This window comes from Cytophaga aurantiaca DSM 3654 (assembly GCF_000379725.1).
GTDB lineage: Bacteria > Bacteroidota > Bacteroidia > Cytophagales > Cytophagaceae > Cytophaga > Cytophaga aurantiaca.
The window spans coordinates 43,916-66,634 of the sequence record NZ_KB903626.1; the positions used below are offsets into that span (position 1 = coordinate 43,916).

Here is a 22,719-nt window from a genome sequence, read left to right on the forward strand (position 1 = left end):
AGACAAAAGAACAGAAGAATAAAAAAAGTAAGATAAATGGATTTAAGAAAGAAAAACTGTTTAGACTAGATACTAACTAATGATATGTGGCTCAGCAATTTTTATTACTTTCTTTTCCAGCTCTTCCGAAGGCCACAACACTTCAATACCAGGCAATGCCATTATTTCATCTAATATACCTGCATGCAATACTCCCACATCTTTCGCATTAGAATACGGCGTATCTGAAAATGAAACCAACGTATATTGAGGAACAAACCGTTCCTGCAATTGCTGATGCAAAAATTTTTCGATTTTTTTCCGAACTAAAAAAGAGGCATCGGCCACATGATCCCGCATCTCAACAAAATTCTGTAAAGCCAGATCCGAAATGGCATCTGTGTTTTTTTTGCGCTGAGTGAAAAATTCTGCAAATACCTGCTCCCAATTCGTTGCTCCTTTCTTATCAATAATCTCAGATAAAATTCTGCAATCTTCAAACCCAGCATTCATGCCTTGTCCGTAAAACGGAACCAATGCATGCGCCGCATCACCAATCAGTAAGGTATGATCGTTATACCATGTTGCAGTATGGATCGTTGCCAAACGCGATGTGGGATGTTGTTCAAATTGTTTTTCCAGATCCGGAATCAATTCAAGTGTGTCTGAAAAATAGGTATTGAAGAACGATCGTATTTTTTCATTTGTACTCAATGCCTTAAATGAAAGTTCTCCTTCCATAGGTAAAAACAACGTTGCCGTATAACTGCCGTCTTTATTGGGAAGTGCAATCAACATGAAGCGTTCTCTAGGCCATATATGCAAGGCTTCCTTCGTTGCAATTTTATTTGAAAAAGGAACTTTTATCTCTAACTCTTTATATCCATAATCCAATGTATCTATCTGAGCCTGCTTCTGCACCGTATCCAGCAATTGCTTACGCACTACAGAAAATGCACCGTCGGCACCGATAACTATTTCACCGCTTTGTGTTGTTGTCGCATTCCCTAGGGCATCATTAAAAGTCCATTGCTTATTTGTTGCATCGTATTCGGTGCTTGTATGCGCAAATAAAAATTCCACACCCAGCGATGCTGCTTTTGAGATCAATAAGATATTCAATTCACTTCTGCCGATTGAATTGATGTGCTGCGATGCTTCGCCGTATGCCTGAAACACAACTGCCCCTGCTTCATCGTGTATGGCTCTGCCAAACATGGGTACTGCCAGATCAAGCGCACGCAGATCCAGTTCGGGTAAGGCATCTTTTAATGCGTGTAAACCTCTATGACTGATTGCCAGATTGATGGATCTGCCTGCATCGTCGCTAGTGATACGCGGGTCTTTTCTTTTTTCAAATACACGGACACGATAGCCTTTTTGTATTAAAAAAATCGCTAATAAGCTTCCCACTAAGCCTGCGCCGCAAATATTGATCTGCTCTTTCATTTTTCTACCAACACTGCATGTTTAGATAACTCCAATACAAATGAATATACTTCCTGATAGGTATTATATAGCGGCACCGGCGCAATACGAATAACATCGGGCTCCCGCCAGTCGAGCATAAATCCTTTCTTCAACAAAACGTCAAATAATTCTTTGCCCTTTTGCTGATGCACACGGATCGAAAGCATACAGCCATGTGTATTCGCCAGTGTCGGAGTTATGATTTGAATGGAGAATTGTTTTTTATGATCGTTGGTGCATAATGCTTTTATCAAAAACAGCATATACCCAAACATAGTATTTCTCTTTTTAGAAATTGCCGGCCAGCCGGCTTCCATAAAAAGATCCAATGATGCTTTCAGACCAACCATATTCATTATAGGTGCATTGCTCACCTGAAAGCCTGCAGCTCCGGACAAAGGTTTGAATCCGCCTTCTAAATTGAAACGTGTATTCTGATCGTGGCCCCACCATCCTGCCATACGAGGAGTTGTTTTATCATGTCCGTGCTGCTGATGCACAAACGCACCACCAACCGCACCCGGACCGCCATTCAAATATTTATAACTGCACCACACTGCAAAGTCAACTTTCCAGTCGTGCAGATGTAGATTGATGTTCCCGATCGCATGCGCCAGATCAAAGCCGGCAAAGGCTCCGGCAAGGTGCGCCGCTTGTGTGATAGCTGCCATATCAAATGCCTGACCGGAATAATAATTCACTCCGTTGAAAAACACCAGCGCAACCGTTGATTTATTTTTTTCAATACAGGCACAGATTTCTTCCGTTGAAAGCTGGGTATTTTTTTTAGCTGGCTTCAGTTCAATAATTACTTTTTTAGGATCATACCCATAAAGCTTAACAAGGCTTTCGAGTGCATATCGATCCGAAGGGAAATTCCAGGCTTCTGTAATAATTTTTATTTTTTTACCAGCAGGTCTGTAAAAAGACGCAAACATAAAATGCAGATTCGCTGTAAGACTGTTCATTGCCACAACTTCATCCGGATATGCTCCCGTTAATACAGATAAGGGTTTCGCAAACGATTGATGATAGGTTAGCCAGGGATTGGTTGCTTTCCAATGACCTTCAACTGCCCAGGTAGACCAATCATTTAATTCCGTTAACATGAGTTCTTTGGTTTTCTTAGGCTGCAAGCCTAATGAATGCCCGCAAAAATACGTGGTACGTTTCCCGAACGTAGGAAATAAAAACTCTTTTCGAAAGGAAGCCAATGCATCTTCTTTATCTAGCTGAACAGAAAATGCACGTGTTATGAGAAATTTTGTAGACACTGTTATAAATAGATTTAGTCTTGATTCGAAACCTCCAAGGATTAAATGCAATTGATATTAATAACTCTAACTATTTTAAATCCCTGGAGGTTTAGCCTAAACGCTAAACTCCGATCAAAGTCATCAATTTTATCGTTTAACAGGCGCTTGCATTACGGTACCGCAATTTGAACAGGTACATAATTCAGGCGAAGTATAAAATTTATTCATTACGATCGGCAATTGCGTAACAATATCTTTTACCATTACAAATTCTTCATACAATTTATGATTACACGCTTCGCAATACCAACTAAAACCATCCAGTTCTTCTTCGCTTCTGTAACGCTCTATTACTAAGCCAACGGTATTTTCACCCCGTTGCGGAGAGTGCGGTACACGTGGAGGCAACAAAAATATGTCGCCTTCATTGATCGGCACATCAATAATTTTTCCGTCTTCAATGATCTTTAATAGGATGTTGCCTTCAACCTGATAAAAAAATTCTTCGCCTTCATTGTAATGAAAATCTTTACGCGCATTGGGTCCGCCAACAACCATTACAATAAAATCATCGTTGCCAACATACACTTGCTTATTCCCAACCGGAGGCTTTAACAAATGTCTGTTTTCTTCTATCCAAAGCTTGAAATTAAATGGCTTAAGCATATTTATGATTGGTTAATGAATAATTCCGGATACCATATTTTATAAATAAATCCCTTTTATAAAATTTTCTGATATAAAGTACGTTAATTTTAAATATAGACACCACAAATCATGGATATTTCATTCCTAAGGTGTAATTTTATTAAGATTATTCAATACCGCGTACCTTAACCGGCTACACATACCCCCTAATTTATGCGCAATACATTCACATTCGTTTTATCTGCTTTATGTATTTTCTTACTAATTACTTCTTGTAAAAAAGGGGACAATCCTACACTTAATATATATACGGTAGATAAAGGCATCTACTTATCAAGTGTTCAGACATCCGCAAAAGATACACTATATGTATTGAGAACGAAGACAAGTGCAAACCTCCGGGTTTCAGCAAATACAAAGAATATGGGTGTTGAGCTGAAGCGTTTGTATGTATTCACGCGCAAGATCGATAACATCAGCTCTCCCGGTGCATACGAAACATATCAGGGAAGTGGATATGCAAAGGATGCAAACAACAATTATTACTACAAAATCTCAAGTGAGAACAAGGACAGCATCACAAATGATATAACCGTTGCATTGAGAACTAACACAATCACGGCAGCAATAGATGAGTATTATTTTGTTTATACAGATGATGCGGACTATGCAGGACCTGCATCTACAACTGGTGTTGTAATAGGACCGGCACAGATTTTTGTGCTTTATGGAAAATTAACGGAATATACCGGTATTAAATTATATAATTATGCAACACTCCGAACTGGTGTGTATCCGGCATCTGATATGATAAACCAGATTTATAAATATGATACGGATGCTGCGGCCGATATTGATATTACTGAGAATACAGATGATGCACCTAAATTTCTCGGAAAATTTAAAGCACGCAACAGTACAACATTTGTAAAAGCACCTGCTAATTTTCCGTATGCAAATGCAACAGACTCGGAAGTTGCCTATTATTATTCACAGGGAACACCTTTTACTGAAACACCCGATTCAATTAAAATAAATGAAGTGTATTTAGTAAAATTGCGTGGCAATGCGAATACGTATGCTGCCATGAAGATCATGTATATCGTTCCGGAAAATGGCAAAGTAGGTGATGGCTTTGACAATGAATATTTCATATTCAATCTGAAAAAATAAAATCTTTTTATGTAACAGGAATAGATTTTCATGTAACAGTTATCGTTTTTTTGATCAGTAGATTTAAAAAATATTTTAAAAATAACTGTAAGCATGAAAAAAATCTATTCAACAATTGCCGTATTGGCAATCAGCTCTTTATCATTATTAAGCTCTTGCTCAAAAGATGATAGCGATGGACCCATTAATCCAGCTAGTCCGGAATCTACTGTTTCGTTAAACGAAAACACGAACACAAGCGGATCAGATACCTTATATGTTAAGCGTGATAAAATGAATGCTGTCATTCAGGTTAATGGTGTTTCTAAATCAACCACTGACATGAAAAGAATTTACGTATATAAAAAATCATCAACGGTTTCTGGTGCAGTAGTTACGCCCGGATCTTATGCGACCTATAATGGTGGTTCAGGATTCTCACAGGATGCAAACAACAACTATTATTATGACATTCCTGCAGATCAAAAAAACAATGCAAGTTTAACATTAACTGTACCATTGGCTGCAAATAATGCTGCGGCTTTTGATGAGTATTATTTTGCATTTACTGATGGAACATCATTTGATGGACCTTCAAATACGAGTGGTTTGTTATTAGGACCAGCTAAAATATACATTGCATATGGTGTATTAAGTGAAGCGAATGGTTATAGAGTGAATAACATCTATGGACCAAATTCCGGTGCATTTGATCTTGCTACTTTGACTAATAAATCTGCTTCAGATCCTGTAAGTGATAAAGATATGGTTGATGCTGATCCTATAACTCAAACTGCCGTTTGGTCACAATCATTTGAAGCTGCTAATTCAACTTTATTTGCAAAAATACCTTCATCTTTTGATTATGCTAATGCTACAGATATTTCTATAAAAGCAGCTTATGCTTTAGCGGCTAATGCGACAGGAACGCAATCAGCAGTTACTGCTGGGAATTTGTATGTTGCGAAACTTAGAAATTTAGATCAATATGTTTTAATTAAAATAACATATATGTCTACAGAATCAGGATCAGTTGGTACTGGAAATAACGGTGAATTCATGGAGTTTTCTGTCAAAAAATAATTTGATTAAAATTCTTATTAAAAAAGCTCTCTTATGTAAAATAAGAGAGCTTTTTTAATATATTTAGGAATGCAACTATCTGTTTTAAAGCACGTCCATCTAACTACCATCCCTTCTGCATCTGCAGTTGAAGTGATCAATGGGAACATATATATTGTCGGCGACGATTCCAGTTTTTTATATGCATTAAAATACGATCTTACGGTACTTGCTGAAGTTCCTTTATACAAAGCAAAATCAGATGACATCGTTGATAACCGGATTTTAAAAAAGAAAAAGGCAGATTTAGAATGTATCACCAAACTTACTATTAATGGCTATCCGCATTTGTTGATCTTAGGTTCGGGATCAAAATCGCCGCGAAGAGATGTGGCTTTTTTAGTGAAATTACCTACGCCATACAATCGCAAACATTTGGTTTGGGAAGTACCGCTTGTTAAATGGTATAGCTTTCTTCGAATGAATGAAGAGGCAACAGGTCCAAGCGGTGTACTTAATTTTGAAGCAGCCGCAAGCACCGATGCATATCTATATATTTTCAATCGTGAAAATAATGCAACTCTGAGATTTGATATGCCGGAGTTTATTGAATTTATTCAGGGACATACAGACAGCGTTCCTTTCCCTACTATTATACATACTACACTTCCGGAGATCGACGGTATCCGTGCAGGATTTTCTGGTGCAGACTATTTTGATCAAAAATTATTTTTTACTGCTGCTGCAGAAAATACATCGAATGCCATTGACGATGGAGAAATAATGGGGAGTGCTGTCGGAATTGTTTCTTTCACAGGTGAAGAAAAAACAAGAGGCAAACTTACCGATGGATTTACCGGAGAAGTTTCTCATTTCACATTAATCCCTGCAATTGAAGATCGTTTGTTAAAGATCGAATCCATTTCGGTTTACGAAAAAGAAAACGATAACACCTATATAGCTATTGCTGTAAGCGACGATGATAAAGGTGGTTCGGATATTCTGATGCTGCAACTTGATCTTTAATTTTATGAAAATTCGAATTATACTACACTTATTTTTTTTCATCAGTATACCTCTGCTAGCACAAAAATCTTTTAAAGAAGTTCCATTTCAGGAAAAAACAAATACGCTGCTGCTGAATAAAAAATATACCTATCAAGTCTTATTCAAAACCGGAGATACGGTTTATACTGAAAACGGAAAACGTGGATTTGCAAAAGGCTCACACGATATGATCCTTGGCATACGAACCGATCGTTTAAACAACCTTCTTCTGGCAGTATCACATGAATGCAATGATTCTTCATCCGCGTTGGGTGATGGCGGTGGCGTGAGCCTAATCCCCATTCAATTTCAAAACGACAATACATGGAAAGTTTCAGACAGCATCAGAAACGTTGACTTTACTAACGTTGGCGGCACGTACAACAATTGCAGTGGAACCTATGTGGAAGAAGTTGAGAAATTTCTGACAGCAGAAGAAGGTACACCGTTAAATAACGAAGTTCTCTATAAAAAAGGAAAAGGCTATACCGATACCAGTGATTTCAATGGGTTAAAACGATTTGAAAATACCGGATGGATGGTTGAAGCGGATGTATACTATAGCAAGGCTTTGCGAAAACTTTACAGCATGGGACGCTTTGTGCATGAAAGCGCTCTTGTATTAATGGATCGAAAAACTGTTTACCTTACCGATGATTTTGCACCAAGCGTATTCTTTAAGTTTGTTGGAAACGAAGCATTTGATTTTGAAAACGGTCAATTGTATGCGTACAGAGAAGCTACAGCAAGTGATACCAGCCATTGGATTAAATTACCCATGCACATGGATTCGCTTATAGATATACGGAATGTAGCACTGCGTATGGGAGCAAGTTATTTTTTACGCATGGAATGGATGACCTAGGTAGGAACAAAGATGTACATCACCGCTACAGGATACGATAATTTTGTAATGGAGAATGTATACAATGGCAAACCTGCATCTCATTTATTACCATTCATTAAAAACAATGTGATCGATCAGCCATATGGAAGTGTATTAGAATTTGACCTGATAACAAATAAATTTTCCGTCCTCATAGATGGAGGCGCAGGAAAAAAACATCCCGATAAACATTTTTCAAATCCGGATGCAATCACAGCTGTTGTGAGAAATGGAAAAACGTATTTGGTCATTGAGGAAGACATCATACACAACACGCGCGGACGGGTTAGTGCATCTGCGCTTGCAGAAAATTTATTTGTAAACGAAATTTACTGGCTTGACCTGAGTATCAAAAATCCTACAGTAGATGATTTAAAGCGTCTTGCAATTGCACCCAATGGTTCTGAAACAACTGGCGGAATGTTTCTTACAAACGATTCCAGATTTTATTTTGTAAATATTCAGCATCCGGATCCAAACAATCTGGCGCCGTTTAATAAATCCTGTACACTAGTAATTGATCTAGGTAAATAAAAAGAAAAATGAGCAACGAAATAGTAACAAACGACTCTGAAGATATTATTGACAATCGACTTGAATCTTATGATTTTTTTCCGGTACGGTTTATTTGTTTTATAATATCCTTTGCTGCTTCATATTTAATCGTTATGGGCAATAGTATTGGTGTTGTTATTGGATTGATTTTTCTTTTCATGACCTTTCCGATCGCTATCATGCAAAAAAGAATAACAGTTGATTTAACGAACAATAGATACCGTGAATACCACACATTTCTTGGAATTAAAATAGGTAAATGGTATTCCTTCAAAGGGTTCAAAATTATAACCATTACACATTCGGATAAAGCTCAAAGAATGAATGCCGTAGCTGGAGGTGCAGAGGCTTATAGTAATAGTACAGAGTTTTATCTCAATCTTAAGAAAGACAATTACAATAAAATTAATATTGCATCCGGAGGATATAAATCCATGCTAAAAAAAGCAATCATGCTAGCGCACCGCTATCAGATTGGAATTTTGGATTGCAGTGAAAAACCAAATAAGAAATATTCGTACGAAGAAGTCGTTCAACATTTTTCAAAGTAAGGTAAACTAGTCTTCATCTTCGTCAGCTATTTCCATATCCTCTTCACCTAATTCGCCTAGCGTATCTGTTTTGCTATTAAAGCCCGCCACAATCAGTACGATCTCACCTTTAGGTGGATGCTTTGTATAATGTGCTGCTAATTCAGTAAGCGTTCCGTTACGTGTCTCTTCAAACATTTTTGTTAATTCACGTGACACCGATGCTTGTCGATCTGCACCAAACGCTTCTTTCAATTGTTCCAGCGTTTTTACCAAACGATACGGCGACTCATAAAAAATAATCGTACGATCTTCATCCATCAATTTTTCAATACGTGTTTTACGTCCTTTCTTGTGGGGCAAAAATCCTTCAAACACAAACTTGTCGCTTGGTAAACCAGACTTTACAATGGCAGGTACAAATGCTGTTGGGCCAGGTAAACATTCAACAGGTATACTGTACACATAACACTCACGTACCAATAAAAATCCTGGATCAGAAATGCCTGGAGTACCGGCATCTGAGATCAATGCAAGGTTTTTCCCTTGTTGTAATAATTGTATTACACCCTGCAACGCCTTGTGTTCGTTGTGTGCATGAAATGCCTGAAGCTTTGTTTTAACTTCGAGGTGCTTTAATAAATTTCCGCTTGTGCGGGTATCTTCAGCCAATACAATATCAACTTCCTTTAAGATCCGGATAGCTCTCAACGTAATGTCTTCAAGATTCCCGATTGGTGTTGGTACTAAATATAATTTTCCGAATGCTTTATCCGATTGACTCATGAGCAATAGTATCAATGGCCTTCGCCAGTATGTTGTCTTTTTCTGTAACAATGCCCCCCGCACTGTGTGTGTTCAATTCAATATAAACCTTGTTGTAACAATTTGTCCAGTATGGATGATGATCCATTTGATCTGCAACAGCTGCTACCTGTTTCATAAATTCAAATGCTTTAAGAAAGTCTTTGAATTGAAACAGTTTAATTAATCTATTGTTTTGTTCTGTCCACTTGTCCATAATGAATAGAATTAGTTGATTGAAGAAAGAGCCAATTGCTTTTTTAACTCTTACTACAAATTACTTCTTTAAAAAAGGATAACAAAGAAGCCTACGCATTAAATTTCAATAATGTGAGATTAAGCGATTAATAGTATCTTTGAATATGGTTCCTATCAATATTTTATTGTCGCCTGAGGTAACAACATTTATTCAGAAAAACAAAAATGCATCTGTTGCTGAATTGATGTTAAAAATGCCATCTTTTGCTATTGATGCAAAATGGGTTGCTGCACAAATTGAAGGGCTTCAAAAAGCTACAAACAAGTTACCTTTATGGGCAGCAACAACGAACATCATCTACCCAATCCGTTTAAGCATGGAGCAGTGCTCCTCTGAACGTACAGGTCAATATAAGGCTTCGTTGATACAAGGGAACTGTGTGGTTGATTTAACAGGGGGCTTTGGTGTAGACAGCTTCTATCTTTCAAAATCATTTAAGAAAGCATTTTATATTGAACAGCAAGAAGATCTTGCTCAAATAGCGGAGCATAATTTTCACGTACTAAATCAGTCAACTATTTCTGTACTGACGGGAAATTCAGATGAAGTATTAAAATCAATAACAGATCCCATCGATTGGATCTATCTGGATCCGGCAAGAAGAAAAGAAACCCAAAAAGTATTCAAACTCAGCGATTGCGAACCCAACATAGCAGCACTGCAGGATTTTTATTTTGGAATCAGTACAAATATTCTAGTTAAAACATCCCCAATGCTGGATATTGCTGAAGCATTGAGACAACTTAAATCCGTTAAAGAAATACATATCGTCAGTGTAGACAATGAATGCAAAGAAGTATTGTATGTGCTGGATAAGAATTTTTCAGGAGAAGCTGAGTATGTATGCGTGCACGATTATAAAAAAGTATTGCATTCTTTTTCATTTAAGACTTCCTTCGAAAATTCTTTCAAAGCAGACTTATCCATGCCGCTTACGTATTTGTATGAACCGAATCCATCTATTCTGAAAGCAGGCGGATTTAACAGCATTGCTGATGCATACAAGCTTTCAAAGCTTCATGCATCGTCACATCTCTATACTTCAGAAACACATATAAAAGATTTTCCGGGAAGAATTTTTAAAATAAAAACGCGTGCAGGATACAGCAAAAAAGAAATTCAGGCATGTGTACCAACAGGTAAGGCAAATATTCAAACCAGAAATTTTCCCGATTCAGTAGAAACAATTCGTAAAAAAACGGGATTAAAAGATGGTGGTAACATTTTTATATTTGCTACCACCCTAAAAGATTCTTCCAAAACGCTGCTTGTGTGTGAAAAATACAGCGAAGTTTAATTTTATTTCGACCGCGTTAAGCCCAGTAAATACTGGCCATATCCGCTTTTCATTAATGGCTTAGCCAAGGCTTCTAACTGTTCTTTATTTATGAACTTCATGGTGTAAGCAACTTCTTCGATACAGCCAACTTTTAATCCCTGACGTTCTTCGATCACTCGAACAAATTCTCCTGCCTGCATTAACGATGCAAATGTACCGGTATCCAACCAGGCTGTACCTCTGTTCAATACGGCAACTTTAAGTCTTTTCTGTTCTAAATAAATTTTATTCACATCGGTGATTTCAAGCTCACCTCTTGGACTTGGCTTTAAATTTTTAGCAATTTCAACAACGCTGTTGTCATAAAAATAAACGCCCGGAACTGCGTAATTTGATTTTGGGTTCACTGGTTTTTCTTCGATCGATAAAGCATTCATGTTGTCATCAAAATCAACAACTCCGTAACGTTCCGGATCTGTAACGTGATATGCAAAGATCACAGCGCCATCCGGATCATTATGTGAATGCAGCAAACGTCCCAAACCTGAACCATAAAATATATTGTCTCCTAAGATCAACGCGACTTTATCGTTACCAATAAATTTTTCTCCAATGATAAATGCTTGCGCCAGTCCGTCCGGAGAGGGCTGTACAGCATATTCAAATTTGCAACCCAACGCACTGCCGTCGCCAAGCAACTTTTGAAAGTTTGGTAAATCCTGTGGAGTAGATATGATTAAAATTTCTTTGATACCTGCCAACATCAAACAAGATAGTGGGTAATAGATCATTGGTTTATCATAAACAGGCATCATTTGCTTGCTCATTGCCAATGTTAATGGGTGCAAACGAGATCCTGTTCCACCCGCTAATAAAATACCTTTCATATTTCTTTCTACTTTATTAAAATGAAAAAATTACTTATTCAAATATTGTTGTGCATAGTACGATTCGTATGCACCGGAAGTGATCTTATCCATCCATACCTGATTCGCCAGGTACCAATCAATTGTTAGACTTAAGCCTTGTTCAAATGTTACTGATGGAACCCAGCCTAATTCATTTTTAATTTTAGTTGCATCAATCGCATATCTAAAATCATGACCTGCTCTATCTGTAACGTATGTAATCAGTTTTTCACTTGTGCCTGCAGCTCTTCCTAATTTTTGATCCATTTGCTTACACAACAAACGAATCAGATCAATATTTGTCCATTCGTTATGGCCGCCGATGTTGTAGGTTTCACCAACCTTTCCTTCGTGGTAGACCGTATCAATTGCTCTGGCATGATCAATAACAAACAACCAATCTCTGATATTTTCGCCTTTCCCATAAACAGGTAAAGCTTTATTTGTTTGAATGTTATTTATAAATAACGGAAGTAGTTTTTCAGGAAATTGATTCGGACCATAGTTGTTCGAACAATTCGTAAGCACAACCGGAAGTTTATAGGTATTGTGATATGCCCGTACAAAGTGATCTGAAGAAGCCTTGGATGCTGAATACGGAGATTGCGGATCGTAAGAAGTGTCTTCTAAAAAGAAGCTGCCATCATGCAGCGATCCATAGACTTCATCTGTAGAAACATGGTAAAAACGTTTTCCTTCATACTTCGATTCTTTCCATGCATCTTTTGCAGCATTCAATAAATTAACTGTACCAATAACATTTGTAATAACAAATTCCATTGGCGCAACAATTGAACGATCTACATGTGACTCTGCAGCCAAATGAATAACACCGTCAAAATTATATTTTTTAAATAAGCCTTGAATATAAGCAGTATCAGCAATATCTCCTTTTTCAAATATATAATTTGAAGCTTTTTCTATATCCGTTAAATTCTCAAGATTGCCTGCATAGGTAAGCTTATCGAGATTCACAATCTGGCAATCCGGATATTTATTTACAAACAAACGTACAACATGAGAGCCAATAAAACCGGCACCTCCCGTGATCAATATGGTTTTTTTAAAACTCATAATTCTATAATGTCCAATAAGATTTTTTGTGTTCGGACTTTCTGTAAACACCTTTAATATCTACAAACAATCCCTTTTCATTTATCATTTTCTCAAAGAAAACGATGTCTTTCGTTAAATATTCTTTATGTGGTACAGCTAAAATAGCTACATCATACATTCCGGATATTTCAGTTTCAAATTCAAGATTATACTCGTGCTTGAATTCTGCGAAAGATGCGTATGGATCCACCGCATCAATATTTAAACTATACGATTGAAGTTCTTTTATCAGTTCAGCAACTTTTGAATTCCGGATGTCTTCAACATTCTCTTTGAACGTAACTCCCAATACCAGCACACGTGATTTAGAAATATCTTTGCCCGATTTAATCAAGGAAGTAACGATCTTCTTTGCAATGTTCATCGGCATCTGATCGTTAATCAATCTGCCGCTTAAGATAACATTTGGATTTAAGCCCAGCTTGCGTGCTTTGTAGGTAAGATAATAGGGGTCAACACCGATGCAATGACCACCAACCAAGCCTGGAGTAAAAGGTAAAAAATTCCATTTTGTACGTGCGGCTTCCAATACTTCGTAAGTATTGATATCCAGCTTATCACAAATGATGGATAGTTCATTCATCAGCGCGATGTTAACATCGCGTTGCGTATTTTCAATGATCTTAGCTGCTTCAGCAACTTTTATTGAGGATGCTTTGTGTATACCTGCATCTACAACAAGTTCATATACATCAGCAATAGCGTTTAAGCTTTCCTGGTCGCAGCCTGCAACAACTTTAATAATTTTAGAGAGCGTATGTTCTTTGTCGCCCGGATTAATTCGTTCCGGAGAATACCCTACTTTAAAATCTTTCCCGAACGTTAAGCCTGAAAGCTCCTCCAACAAAGGTACACATTCTTCTTCTGTACAACCCGGATAAACCGTAGATTCATATACTACATAGTCTCCTTTTTTTAAAACCTTACCGATTGTCTTCGTTGCAGAGATCAATGGCGTTAGATCCGGATGATTGAATGTATCAATGGGTGTTGGGACAGTAACAATATAAAAAGATGCTTCTTTTAGAACAGTGAGATCATTTGTAAAAACAATCTCACTGTTTTGAAAATCGGTTGCATTTAACTCGCCGCTCGGATCGACATCTTTTTTCATTAATTCAATTCTGCTTGAATTAATATCGAAACCGATAACTTTTATTTTTTTTGCAAACGCTAATGCAATAGGCAAGCCAACATATCCTAAGCCTATAACTGCTAATGATTGTTTCTTTTCTACAAACTGCTTACTGAACGCGTTCATTACAAAATTTAATTCTTTTTAAATTCTTTAGGCAACACATCCCAGTCTTCTTTAGGAAGCGATTTGAAATATTCATACGTGATTTTCAAACCTTCTTCTCTGGATACTTTTGGTTCCCAACCTAAAATTTCTTTCGCCTTTGTAATGTCCGGCTTACGTTGCTTCGGATCATCTGTTGGCAATGGCTTAAATGTAATTTTTACATTTGAACCTGTAAGTTTAATAATCTCCTGAGCGAAATCATTGATTGTGATCTCTACCGGATTCCCAATGTTTACAGGGTATGCATAATCACTCATCAACAACCGATAAATACCTTCAACCAAATCGCTCACATAACAGAACGAACGCGTTTGAGTACCGTCACCAAAAGAAGTAAGATCTTCACCTCTTAATGCCTGACCAATGAATGCAGGCAATACACGGCCATCATTTAAACGCATACGTGGACCATAGGTATTGAAGATACGAACGATACGTGTTTCCACTTCATGGTATGTATGATACGCCATTGTGATTGCTTCCTGAAAACGTTTTGCTTCATCGTATACACCACGTGGACCAATCGGGTTTACATTGCCCCAGTAATCTTCCGTTTGTGGATGCACCAATGGATCGCCGTATACTTCAGAAGTAGAAGCAATCAGCATACGTGCTTTTTTAGCACGAGCCAGACCTAATAAATTATGTGTTCCTAAAGAACCTACTTTCAATGTCTGGATCGGAATTTTTAAATAATCAATCGGACTTGCCGGCGATGCAAAATGAAGTATGTAATCCAGATCACCTGCAACGTGAACAAATTTCGAAACATCATGATTGTAAAATTCGAAATTTTCTAACGGAAACAGATGTTCAATATTTTTAAGATTGCCTGTAATCAGGTTGTCCATCCCGATTACATGATATCCTTCTTTAATAAAACGATCACATAAATGCGATCCTAAAAAACCAGCTGCGCCAGTGATTAATACTCTCTTCTTAGCCATTTTTGTTGTCTTTATGACAAATTCCAAATTTTAAAAAAACAAATTTAAAACGACTGATATTACTTTCCGGTTTAAATCTATTTTCCTCTGTTTGGGATTTGTTTTTTGTTATTTGGAATTTAACCTGCTGTATTAAACTTAACATTCAATGTTAATCATTCTTTAGTCCGATACAATAGTAATCGAATCCAAGTGTTTTCATTTCTTTCGGATCAAATATATTTCGTCCATCAAAAATTACTTTACCTTTCATTTTACTTTTAACTACATCAAAATCCGGTGAACGGAACTCTGACCATTCAGTAACAATCAATAATCCATCAACACCTTCTAATGCTTCTAACGGATCTTGCGCATACGTTATCGTATCTTTAAGTGTGTGTGATGCTTCATGCATCGCAACAGGATCATAGGCAACAACTGTAGCTCCTGCTTTTAATAGTTCAGGGATGATAACCAATGAAGGTGCTTCACGCATATCATCTGTTTTCGGTTTAAAGGATAAGCCCCAAACACCAAACTTTTTGCCTTTTAAATCGTTGTTAAAGTACTTGTTTACTTTTTTAACCAACACATATTTTTGGTCATCGTTCACATCTTCAACAGCACTTAATACGCGCATGTCGTAACCATGTTGTTTTGCCGTTTTAATCAATGCTTTCACATCTTTTGGAAAACAAGAACCGCCATAACCAACACCCGGATATATAAATTTATTTCCGATACGCGCATCCGACCCAATTCCTTTGCGAACCAAATTAACATCAGCACCTACGATCTCACATAGGTTTGCAATATCGTTCATAAAACTGATCTTCGTTGCAAGCATCGAGTTTGCTGCATACTTGGTCATTTCTGCAGAAGGGATATCCATGAAAAATATTGGATGACCGTTCAACAAAAACGGTTTGTATAATTTGCGCATTGTTTCTTCAGCTTCAGGAGCATCAACACCAACAACAATACGATCGGGCTTCATGAAGTCATCAATCGCAGCGCCTTCTTTCAAAAACTCAGGATTTGAAGATACATATACAGGTAAAGAAGAATTTCTTTTAGCTAATTCATCTGCCAATGCTTTCTTCACTTTCAATGATGTACCAACCGGCACCGTACTCTTCGTAACAACAACGATTGCCTGTTGCATGGATTTACCAATGTCAGAAGCTACAGCTAATACATATTTCAGATCTGCACTGCCATCTTCACCCGGAGGAGTACCAACAGCAATGAATGCTACCTCTGCGCCAATAATACTTTCGGCAAGATTTGTTGAGAATTTTAAACGCCCCTTTTTAGAGTTACGTTCAACCATTTCTTCCAAACCTGGTTCATATATTGGTAATATGCCTTTGTTCAGATTTTCGATTTTAGTTTTATCAATATCAACACATACTACATCGATACCAACTTCTGCAAAACACGTTCCTGTTACAAGGCCAACGTATCCAGTTCCAACTATTACTATTTTCATTGTTTTAAAAAGAGATTTAATGGCAAGATATAAAAATATAGACTGATATTTCCCTTCTGAGGTAGCAAAAATAACTATATATATCATTTTCACGTATTGAATTGAAACACCATTAACCGTGATGTATTATGACAGACAGTAAACTTTTTAAAGTTTTCGTTCTCGAAGACGATATAAATAACCGCAAAACGATAGCGAATGAACTTCGCTCAAAAAATTACGCACTGCATTTCTTTTCTAAAGACAACAGTGTATTTGATTTATTGACATTTAACCCCGATATTATAATTCATGATTATTTTGCAAATAAAATAACGCATTGTCATGAATGGGATATGGCCTATTAGCCGGAATTGCTTTTACATCTTTTAAATGGATCGATCATGAATTTTGAACCAACTGAAAATCAACTATTAATTGCCAAGATGGCAAAAGATGTGGCTGAAAAATACATTCGTCCAAATATCATGACCTGGGATGAAGCGCAGGAATTTCCGGTAGATCTGTTTCACAAAATGGGTGAATTTGGTTTGTTGGGCGTGCTAGTTCCCGAGCAATATGGCGGAGCCGGAATGGGCTATTTCGAGTATATCACCGCCTTAGAAGAAATTTCCAAAGTATGCGGTTCCATAGGTTTATCTATGGCTGCACATAATTCATTATGCACGGGGCATATTCTGGCTTTTGGGAATGAAGAACAAAAAGCTAAATATTTACCTCTGTTGGCAACAGGAAAGTGGATTGGAGCCTGGGCGCTTACAGAAGCCAACACCGGATCTGATTCGGGTAACATGAAAACAGTCGCTAAACAAGACGGTGACTACTGGATCTTAAACGGCAGCAAGAATTTTATTACACACGCTAAATCCTCGAATGTAGTTGTTGTATTGGCGCGCCACGCAGACAGTGAAGATAAAAAATTCTCCTCCGCATTTATAATTGAAAAAGGTACGGAAGGGCTTACACATGGCCGCAAAGAAAATAAACTTGGTATGCGTGCATCCGAAACCTGTGAGCTGTTATTGGATAACGTACGCGTTCATAAAAGCCAGCTTTTAGGGAATGTTGGAGACGGTTTCAAACAAGCTATGAAAGTATTGGATGGCGGAAGAATCTCTATTGCAGCATTGAGTTTGGGAATTGCACAGGGAGCCTATGAAGCAGCCCTTCAATACTCAAAAGAAAGACAACAGTTTAATCAGCCAATAGGTAATTTTCAGGGTATATCGTTCAAGTTAGTGGACATGGCTACAGAAATCGAAGCTGCACGATTGTTAACGTATAAAGCAGCAGACATGAAAATGAAAGGGATGCCTATGACGCGCGAAGCCGCCATGGCTAAATTATATGCTTCAGAAGTATGTGTCCGTGTTGCAAATGAAGCGGTTCAGGTTTTTGGAGGGTATGGATATACAAAAGATTACCCGGTTGAGAAGTTTTATCGCGACGCAAAACTCTGTACAATCGGGGAAGGCACCTCTGAAATACAGAAAATTGTGATTGCCAAGTCATTGCAAAAATAAAATTATTCACATTCTGCTTTGTTTATTTAATAATGAATGCGTAAATTTGCAGTCCTTATTAAATAAAAGAATTGTTATGATCGTAATCAACATCAAAGAAAACGAGCCGATAGATAAAGCTTTAAAGCGTTTCAAAAAGAAATTTGAAAAAACAGGTGTTTTAAAGGCACTTCGTGCACGTTCTTACTACGAGAAAAAATCAGTACGTTTAAGAAAAGAAGTAATTCGTGCTTCTTACCGTCTTAAATTACAGGAAGCTGCTTCAAACGACTAGTTTCGTTTATTTAAAATATTTTATCTATATTGTTTTACAGGAGTACTAATTCCTGTGAAACAATATGGTAAATGAATTTTTAACATATTTATCTGTCGAAAAGAGGTATTCCAAACATACCACTGTTTCCTATAGAAACGACCTTTCGAATCTTTCCGAATACCTTCTTACCTCATACGAATTTTCTACACCTGAATTTGCAACCTACCCGATGCTTCGGAGTTGGATTGTAACATTGGTTGATCAGGAAATGCAACCCAAAACAATCAATCGCAAGATTGCATGTCTACGATCTTTTTATCATTTCCTTCAAAAGAAAGAATGCATTACAAAAGATCCTACGCTTAAAATCCGTGCACTGAAAGTTAAAAAGTCTCTTCCTGTTTTTGTTGAAGAAGACAACATGATCAACTTGTTAGATGAAATAAAAGATCTACTTGGTAATGACATAAAATTTGAAAATTCTTTTGAGGGTCTTCGCGATAAACTTGTTCTTGAATTGCTGTATGGCACTGGAATTCGACTCTCTGAGCTGATTGGATTAAAAACATCTGACCTGAATCTTTATCAAAAAACAATTAAAGTATTGGGGAAAGGAAATAAAGAACGCATCATTCCGATTCACGATACATTCATCGCCTTATCTAAAGAATATACGAACAAAAAGAAATCTGAATCTTTCAGTAACAATAATGATTTTTTTGTCGTTACTGATACTGGGGAGCAAACGTATCCGATGTTCATTTATAGGTTGGTAAAAAAATATTTAGATCTGATCACAACCGTAGATAAAAGAAGTCCGCACGTGTTACGTCATACATTTGCAACACATCTTTTAAATAAGGGTGCCGATCTAAATGCGATCAAAGATTTGTTAGGTCATACAAGTCTTGCTGCTACGCAAGTATATACGCACAACAGCATCGATAAATTAAAAGCAATATTTGACCAGGCCCACCCCAAATCGTAGTATTTACAATTTAAATTTTAGAACCTATGAAACTGCAAGTACAATCCATCCATTTCACAGCAGATGTGAAACTCCTAGATTTCCTTCAAAAGAAATTAGACAAGCTTGAGACTTTCAATGATTCAATTATTGATGGAGAAGTATTCCTGAAGCTGGATACCAATGATGCTAAAGGGAATAAAGTAGTAAACATAAAACTGAACATACCTGGCAACTCCATCGTTGTTAAGGAGCAGCGCAGCACCTTTGAAGAGGCGATTGATGCTTCGTATGATATATTAAAAAATCAATTGTCGAAACTGAAAGAAAAATCAGTAGCTCATTAAAATAAAAAATCCTCCCGTCCCGATAGATATCGAGACGGGAGGATTTTTTATTGAATCTATTTTTTTGATATTACTTGATACCAAATGCTTTTCTTACTTTATCTACATAGTCTAATTTTTCCCATGTAAATAATTCTACCTTCTTCTTGATGATCTTGCCATCATTGCTTTTGAATGATTTTGTTACGATCTCAGGCTTACGTCCCATGTGGCCGTATGCAGCAGTTTCGCTATAGATCGGGTTACGTAATTGCAAACGTTGTTCGATTGCGTAAGGACGCATATCAAATAATTTCTCAACGATCTTAGCAATCTCACCGTCGTTCTTTTTGATTTTTGCAGTACCGTATGTATTTACATAAATACCCATTGGTTTTGCAACACCAATTGCATAAGAAACCTGTACCAAAATCTCGTCGCACAAACCTGCAGCAACTAAGTTTTTAGCAATGTGTCTTGTAGCGTACGCTGCAGAGCGGTCAACTTTAGATGGATCTTTACCAGAGAATGCACCACCACCGTGAGCACCTTTACCACCGTATGTATCAACAATAATTTTTCTACCTGTTAAACCTGTATCTCCGTGCGGACCACCGATTACAAATTTACCTGTAGGGTTGATGTGATATTTGATCTTTGTTTTTCCGTCAAAGAATTTTTTATACTTCGGATATTTAGAAACGATGCGCGGGATAAGAATTGAAATAATATCTTTTTCAATTTTCTTATGCATTTTTTCTTCTGTATCGAAATCATCGTGCTGCGTAGAAAGAACGATTGCATCGATACGCACCGGACGGTTATTATCATCGTACTCAAGTGTTACCTGAGACTTAGCATCCGGACGAAGGTATTTAATTTGTTTGCCTTCACGACGTAATGCTGCAAGTTCAATTAAGATCTTATGTGCAAGATCCAATGCCAATGGCATGTAATCGTTGGTTTCATTGGTTGCATAACCAAACATCATACCTTGATCACCTGCGCCTTGTTCTTCTTTTTTCTTACGGTCAACACCTTGGTTGATATCTGCAGACTGCTCATGAATAGCAGAGAAGATACCACAAGAGTTTGCTTCAAACATGTACTCAGATTTTGTATATCCAATCTTACGGATTACTTCACGAGCAATTTCCTGTACATCTAAATATGCCTTTGATTTTACTTCACCTGCCAATACAACCTGACCAGTCGTTACTAATGTTTCGCAAGCTACTTTTGCATTTGGATCAAATGCTAAAAAATGATCAATAAGTGCATCCGAAATTTGATCAGCTACTTTATCCGGGTGACCTTCAGAAACTGATTCTGACGTAAATAAATAAGGCATATATGAATTGTGTTGTTATGTTTTAATATTACTACAATTAATCAAAAATACGGTAAAAGTTTCTATTATAGAAATATTTTTTTACACCACTAAAAAGCCAAACATGGCAGGTCTTTTGCCAAGCACAAGTTCACCTTTCTTCCACTGTGATACAGGCTTTGTAATGATTTGCTCAGTGTTACCTGTCAAGTCAACAGAGACGGTCAAGAGCGTATTTTTCTCGCATGTGTCAATCAGATCATCGAGCATCTTATCATTCCTGTAAGGAGTCTCTATAAACAATTGTGTTTGTCCGGCTACTTTGCTGATTCGCTCCAGCTCCTTTATCCGCTTTCTGCGTTCTGTTTTATCAATCGGCAGATATCCATTGAAAGCGAATGATTGTCCGTTTAAACCCGAAGCCATCACAGACAATAAAATGGATGATGGCCCAGGCAGCGGAACAACTTTAATATTTTGTTTATGTGCCCACGAAACCAGCAAGGATCCAGGGTCTGCAATACCCGGACAACCGGCATCACTTATAATACCAACTTCTGAAGGAAATTCAATCTGATTGATCTGTTCTACCAATTGCTGCTCAGTTGTATTCTTCGTTAATTCAAACAAAACATATTCTTCAACAATTACTTTCCCTTTCAATAATTTACCAATGAACCGTCTTGTCGTGCGTGCATCTTCACAAAAAATAATGCGTAAGCTCAATAACGTTTCCTTAACAACATCAGGTATATAGCGGTCTGCAGTACCTTCAGCCAATTCATTCGGAATTAGAAATACTTTTTTTATTTTGTTTTTTGATGCAGACATACGTATGGAATTTTCCGGAAGAATTTGAAAAAGAAAGGGCTACTGTTCAATAAATGTTTCGATCAAAGCAATCACTTCTTTCGGCTTTTCTGCATGCACAAAATGACTTGCGCCTTCAACCGTTTCTATTTTATAATCTGAAAAATGTTGCTCTATAAGAGCTGCATCTTTATCTTCAATGTATCCACTTTCGCTTCCACGAATAAATAAGGTTGGTGTATCGATCTTTGCTGCTTCAGGCAACGCCTCACCAATATTGTCTATCTGCTCATTGATTAACGGAAGGTTGATGCGCCACTGAAACTTACCCTCACTATTACGATACAGGCTTTTCAATAAGAACATACGTACTCCTACATCTCCAACATATTGACTCATTATAGCATCCGCTTCATTTCTTGTTTGCAGCGTTTCAAGATTTATGGCATTAAACCCGGCTAAAATATCCTGATGATGGCGACCATAAAACCGCGGTGAAATATCTACTACAACAAGCTTTTCTGCAATTCCCGGATATTCGGCTGCAAAACGCATAATGGTTTTACCACCCATGGAATGTCCGATCAATATCGGATGAACTAGTTTGTGCGTATCAATAAATTCTTTCAGATCGGCCGCCATGTCTTTGTACGTATGACTTGAATCATGTGGTGATTGACCGTGGTTGCGTGCATCCAATACAAATGCTTTGTAATGCAACGCAAGTTCTTTCGTTACACTCATCCAATTATCAGACGAACCAAATAAACCATGTAGTATTACAATTGGTCTCCCCTCTCCACTCTCTCTGTAAAATAATTGCATACTTATA

At 37.3% G+C, this 22,719-nt stretch carries 25 protein-coding genes; 12 read left to right on the plus strand and 13 right to left on the minus strand.

What is annotated here, in order from left to right:
• Nucleotides 1-72: 72 nt before the first annotated feature.
• The 3 genes from A3EE_RS0105555 to A3EE_RS0105565 all read right to left on the minus strand — a co-directional run bounded on the left by A3EE_RS0105555 (nt 73) and on the right by A3EE_RS0105565 (nt 3,371).
• Nucleotides 73-1,428 carry an FAD-dependent oxidoreductase gene (locus A3EE_RS0105555; protein ID WP_018342448.1) on the minus strand — a complete coding sequence of 452 codons (1,356 nt, stop codon included), beginning with the start codon at nt 1,426-1,428 and terminating at the stop codon, nt 73-75.
• Nucleotides 1,425-2,723, minus strand: coding sequence for a kynureninase (gene kynU, locus A3EE_RS0105560; RefSeq protein ID WP_018342449.1), 1,299 nt, complete (start codon nt 2,721-2,723; stop codon nt 1,425-1,427). Before kynU ends, A3EE_RS0105555 begins: the two co-directional genes overlap by 4 nt.
• A gap of 129 nt (nt 2,724-2,852) precedes the next feature.
• Nucleotides 2,853-3,371, minus strand: coding sequence for a 3-hydroxyanthranilate 3,4-dioxygenase (locus A3EE_RS0105565; protein ID WP_018342450.1), 519 nt, complete (start codon nt 3,369-3,371; stop codon nt 2,853-2,855).
• A 195-nt stretch (nt 3,372-3,566) separates the two neighbouring features.
• Here A3EE_RS0105565 and A3EE_RS0105570 point away from each other — a divergent pair, with 195 nt between their 5' ends.
• The 6 genes from A3EE_RS0105570 (at nt 3,567) to A3EE_RS0105595 (ending at nt 8,606) form a co-directional block, all read left to right on the plus strand.
• Nucleotides 3,567-4,526, plus strand: a complete 960-nt coding sequence (locus A3EE_RS0105570; protein WP_018342451.1) for a hypothetical protein — start codon at nt 3,567-3,569, stop codon at nt 4,524-4,526.
• A 93-nt stretch (nt 4,527-4,619) separates the two neighbouring features.
• On the plus strand, nt 4,620-5,588 hold the full coding sequence (locus A3EE_RS0105575) for a hypothetical protein (RefSeq protein WP_018342452.1): 969 nt from the start codon (nt 4,620-4,622) through the stop codon (nt 5,586-5,588).
• A 69-nt stretch (nt 5,589-5,657) separates the two neighbouring features.
• The gene (locus A3EE_RS0105580) at nt 5,658-6,593 is read left to right on the plus strand and encodes a DUF6929 family protein (RefSeq protein WP_018342453.1); all 936 of its coding nucleotides are present in this window, start codon (nt 5,658-5,660) and stop codon (nt 6,591-6,593) included.
• Between the two features lie 4 nt (nt 6,594-6,597).
• A complete protein-coding gene (locus A3EE_RS0105585) occupies nt 6,598-7,479 on the plus strand; it encodes an alkaline phosphatase PhoX (protein ID WP_018342454.1) in 882 nt (293 codons plus the stop codon).
• Nucleotides 7,480-7,491: 12 nt separating this feature from the next.
• Entirely contained in the window at nt 7,492-8,034 is a 543-nt protein-coding gene (locus A3EE_RS0105590) for an alkaline phosphatase PhoX (RefSeq protein WP_018342455.1), read from the plus strand.
• An 8-nt stretch (nt 8,035-8,042) separates the two neighbouring features.
• Nucleotides 8,043-8,606: a hypothetical protein gene (locus A3EE_RS0105595; RefSeq protein ID WP_018342456.1), complete on the plus strand. Its 564-nt coding sequence runs from the start codon at nt 8,043-8,045 to the stop codon at nt 8,604-8,606.
• Between the two features lie 6 nt (nt 8,607-8,612).
• Here A3EE_RS0105595 and rsmI read toward each other — a convergent pair whose 3' ends face one another.
• Nucleotides 8,613-9,371: a 16S rRNA (cytidine(1402)-2'-O)-methyltransferase gene (gene rsmI, locus A3EE_RS0105600; protein WP_018342457.1), complete on the minus strand. Its 759-nt coding sequence runs from the start codon at nt 9,369-9,371 to the stop codon at nt 8,613-8,615.
• Nucleotides 9,355-9,606, minus strand: coding sequence for a 4a-hydroxytetrahydrobiopterin dehydratase (locus A3EE_RS0105605; protein ID WP_018342458.1), 252 nt, complete (start codon nt 9,604-9,606; stop codon nt 9,355-9,357). The genes rsmI and A3EE_RS0105605 overlap by 17 nt, the downstream gene beginning before the upstream one ends.
• Nucleotides 9,607-9,751: 145 nt before the next feature.
• On the opposite strand from A3EE_RS0105605, the gene A3EE_RS0105610 reads away from it, so the two are divergent.
• Nucleotides 9,752-10,945: a THUMP-like domain-containing protein gene (locus tag A3EE_RS0105610; RefSeq protein WP_018342459.1), complete on the plus strand. Its 1,194-nt coding sequence runs from the start codon at nt 9,752-9,754 to the stop codon at nt 10,943-10,945.
• A 2-nt stretch (nt 10,946-10,947) separates the two neighbouring features.
• On the opposite strand, the gene rfbA is transcribed toward A3EE_RS0105610, so the two are convergent.
• The 5 genes from rfbA to A3EE_RS0105640 all read right to left on the minus strand — a co-directional run bounded on the left by rfbA (nt 10,948) and on the right by A3EE_RS0105640 (nt 16,675).
• Nucleotides 10,948-11,814, minus strand: coding sequence for a glucose-1-phosphate thymidylyltransferase RfbA (rfbA, locus tag A3EE_RS0105615; RefSeq protein ID WP_018342460.1), 867 nt, complete (start codon nt 11,812-11,814; stop codon nt 10,948-10,950).
• 30 nt (nt 11,815-11,844) lie between these two features.
• Nucleotides 11,845-12,909, minus strand: a complete 1,065-nt coding sequence (gene rfbB, locus A3EE_RS0105620; protein ID WP_026209614.1) for a dTDP-glucose 4,6-dehydratase — start codon at nt 12,907-12,909, stop codon at nt 11,845-11,847.
• 4 nt (nt 12,910-12,913) lie between these two features.
• On the minus strand, nt 12,914-14,212 hold the full coding sequence (locus A3EE_RS0105625) for a nucleotide sugar dehydrogenase (protein ID WP_018342462.1): 1,299 nt from the start codon (nt 14,210-14,212) through the stop codon (nt 12,914-12,916).
• 8 nt (nt 14,213-14,220) lie between these two features.
• Nucleotides 14,221-15,201 (minus strand): UDP-glucuronic acid decarboxylase family protein, encoded by a 981-nt coding sequence (locus tag A3EE_RS0105630; RefSeq protein WP_018342463.1) that lies wholly within the window; start codon nt 15,199-15,201, stop codon nt 14,221-14,223.
• Between the two features lie 151 nt (nt 15,202-15,352).
• Nucleotides 15,353-16,675 carry a UDP-glucose dehydrogenase family protein gene (locus A3EE_RS0105640; RefSeq protein WP_026209615.1) on the minus strand — a complete coding sequence of 441 codons (1,323 nt, stop codon included), beginning with the start codon at nt 16,673-16,675 and terminating at the stop codon, nt 15,353-15,355.
• 128 nt (nt 16,676-16,803) lie between these two features.
• Here A3EE_RS0105640 and A3EE_RS0105645 point away from each other — a divergent pair, with 128 nt between their 5' ends.
• The 5 genes from A3EE_RS0105645 (at nt 16,804) to hpf (ending at nt 19,768) form a co-directional block, all read left to right on the plus strand.
• Nucleotides 16,804-17,022, plus strand: a complete 219-nt coding sequence (locus A3EE_RS0105645; RefSeq protein ID WP_018342466.1) for a response regulator — start codon at nt 16,804-16,806, stop codon at nt 17,020-17,022.
• Between the two features lie 36 nt (nt 17,023-17,058).
• Nucleotides 17,059-18,198, plus strand: a complete 1,140-nt coding sequence (locus tag A3EE_RS0105650; RefSeq protein ID WP_018342467.1) for an acyl-CoA dehydrogenase family protein — start codon at nt 17,059-17,061, stop codon at nt 18,196-18,198.
• A 76-nt stretch (nt 18,199-18,274) separates the two neighbouring features.
• The gene (gene rpsU / locus A3EE_RS0105655; protein ID WP_011586740.1) at nt 18,275-18,472 is read left to right on the plus strand and encodes a 30S ribosomal protein S21; all 198 of its coding nucleotides are present in this window, start codon (nt 18,275-18,277) and stop codon (nt 18,470-18,472) included.
• A gap of 64 nt (nt 18,473-18,536) precedes the next feature.
• Nucleotides 18,537-19,442, plus strand: coding sequence for a tyrosine-type recombinase/integrase (locus tag A3EE_RS0105660; protein WP_018342468.1), 906 nt, complete (start codon nt 18,537-18,539; stop codon nt 19,440-19,442).
• Between the two features lie 26 nt (nt 19,443-19,468).
• Complete coding sequence (hpf, locus tag A3EE_RS0105665; protein WP_018342469.1) at nt 19,469-19,768, plus strand: ribosome hibernation-promoting factor, HPF/YfiA family; 300 nt, start codon at nt 19,469-19,471, stop codon at nt 19,766-19,768.
• Between the two features lie 70 nt (nt 19,769-19,838).
• Here the strand turns inward: hpf and metK are convergent, their stop codons facing one another.
• The 3 genes from metK to A3EE_RS0105680 all read right to left on the minus strand — a co-directional run bounded on the left by metK (nt 19,839) and on the right by A3EE_RS0105680 (nt 22,712).
• The gene (gene metK, locus A3EE_RS0105670) at nt 19,839-21,098 is read right to left on the minus strand and encodes a methionine adenosyltransferase (protein WP_018342470.1); all 1,260 of its coding nucleotides are present in this window, start codon (nt 21,096-21,098) and stop codon (nt 19,839-19,841) included.
• Nucleotides 21,099-21,179: 81 nt separating this feature from the next.
• Nucleotides 21,180-21,908, minus strand: coding sequence for an SAM-dependent methyltransferase (locus A3EE_RS0105675; protein WP_018342471.1), 729 nt, complete (start codon nt 21,906-21,908; stop codon nt 21,180-21,182).
• Between the two features lie 39 nt (nt 21,909-21,947).
• Nucleotides 21,948-22,712: an alpha/beta fold hydrolase gene (locus tag A3EE_RS0105680; RefSeq protein WP_018342472.1), complete on the minus strand. Its 765-nt coding sequence runs from the start codon at nt 22,710-22,712 to the stop codon at nt 21,948-21,950.
• Nucleotides 22,713-22,719: the final 7 nt, after the last annotated feature.